Origin of the sequence: Stenotrophomonas sp. HMWF023 (assembly GCF_003060985.1) — a bacterium.
Lineage (GTDB): Bacteria > Pseudomonadota > Gammaproteobacteria > Xanthomonadales > Xanthomonadaceae > Stenotrophomonas > Stenotrophomonas lactitubi.
Map to the genome: position 1 here is coordinate 1 of NZ_QAIJ01000270.1, position 1,790 is coordinate 1,790.

Annotated in this window: 1 protein-coding gene and 1 pseudogene; both read right to left on the minus strand. The window is 67.2% G+C overall.

What is annotated here, in order from left to right; genetic code table 11:
* On the minus strand, nt 1-1,552 hold a 1,552-nt coding region (locus tag DBR20_RS15460), incomplete at its 3' end, for an efflux RND transporter permease subunit (protein WP_146187024.1).
* A gap of 74 nt (nt 1,553-1,626) precedes the next feature.
* Nucleotides 1,627-1,790 (minus strand): annotated as a pseudogene (locus tag DBR20_RS15465) (efflux RND transporter periplasmic adaptor subunit); the annotation flags it as partial.

The window sequence follows — 1,790 nt, forward strand, 5'->3', positions numbered from 1 at the left end:
GGCCGACGGTGCGCGTCCACAGGTTCTGCTTGCCGGCCGCGGCCGCACGCTCGTGCGCGTCCTCGCCCTCGGGCAGCGCATCGGGCTTGAGCAGGTAGGCGCACATCATCGGGGTGAGCGTCAGCGAGATCAGCATCGACAGCACCACCGCGATGCTCAGCACCCAGGCGAATTCGTGGAACAGGCGGCCGGTGACGCCGGGCATCAGCAGCAGCGGCAGGAACACCGCCACCAGCGAAACCGTCAGCGACAGCACGGTGAAGCCGATCTGGCGTGCACCGATCTCGGCCGCTTCCTTGCCGCTCTTGCCTTGTTCGATGTAGCGCACGATGTTCTCGATCATCACGATCGCATCGTCGACCACGAAGCCGGTGGCCACCACCAGTGCCATCAGCGAGAGGTTGTCCAGCGACATGCCGGTAAAGGCCATCACCGCGAAGGTGCCGGCCAGCGACAGTGGTACCGCCACCGAGGGAATGATCGTGGCCCAGAACCGGCGCAGGAACACGAAGATCACTGCCACCACCAGGCCGATGGTCAGGATCAGGGTGAACTGCACTTCATGCACCGACGCGCGGATGGTCTCGGTGCGGTCAGAGAACACTTCCAGGTGCACGTCGGCCGGCAGCACGCCCTGCAGCTGCGGCAGCAGCGCACGGATGCGCTCGACGGTCTGCACGATGTTGGCGCCGGGCTGGCGGCGCACTTCCAGCAGCACCGCCGGCTTGCCATCGGCCCATGCGGCCAGCTGGTCGTTCTCCACGCCATCGATCACTTCGGCCACGTCGGACAGCCGCACCGGGCGGCCGTTCTTGTAGCTGATGATGGTGTCGCGGTACTCGGCGGCGCTGGTCAGCTGGTCGTTGGTGCCGATGCTGTAGGACTGGGTCTTGCCGTTCAACGAGCCCTTCGGCGCATTGACGTTGGCCTGGGTGAGCGCGCTGCGCAGCTCTTCCAGGGTCAGGCCCATGTTGGACAGCTGCGCCGGATTGACCTGGATGCGCACGGCCGGACGCACGTTGCCGGCGATCGACACCAGGCCCACGCCCTGCACCTGCGACAGGCGCTGGGCGAGGATCGAGTCAGCGTAGTTGTTGACGTCGCGCAGCGGCCGGGTATCGGAGGTCAGCTTGAGGGTGACGATGGCCGCATCGGCCGGATTCACCCGGTTGTAGACCGGCTGGTACGGCAGCGACGAGGGCAGGGTGGCCTGGCGGATCGCCGCCTGCACGTCCTGCGCGGCGATGTCGATGTCGCGATCCATCGAGAACTGCAGGATGATCGTGGACAACCCCGCCGAGGAATCGGAGGTCATCAGTTCCAGCCCGGAGATCTGCCCGAACTGGCGCTCCAGCGGCGTGGTGACCAGCGAGGCCATGGTGGTGGCGTTGGCACCGGGGTACTGGGTGGTCACCACCAGGCTGGGCGCATCGATTTCCGGCAGCGCCGACACCGGCAGCTTGCGGTAACCGAGGATGCCCAGAAGCAACAAGCCCGCCATCAACAGCGAGGTGGCAATCGGGCGGCGGATGAAGATCGTCGAAAAGCCCACGGACTGATCCTTGCTGGCACATCAATGGCAGCGCCGGCGGGATCGCCGGCGCGGGGAAGAGCAGGGGCCTGCGCTCAGCGCGGGCCACCACCGCGGCGGCCGCCGCCACTCTTCTGTTCGGCGGCCTTCAGTTCGGCCTCGGTCGGTGCGGCCGGCGTTTCGCCCGGCTTCAGCGCGGTCACCTTGCTGCCCGGCTTCAGGCGGAACTGGCCTTCGCTGACCACGCGCTCGCCGCCTT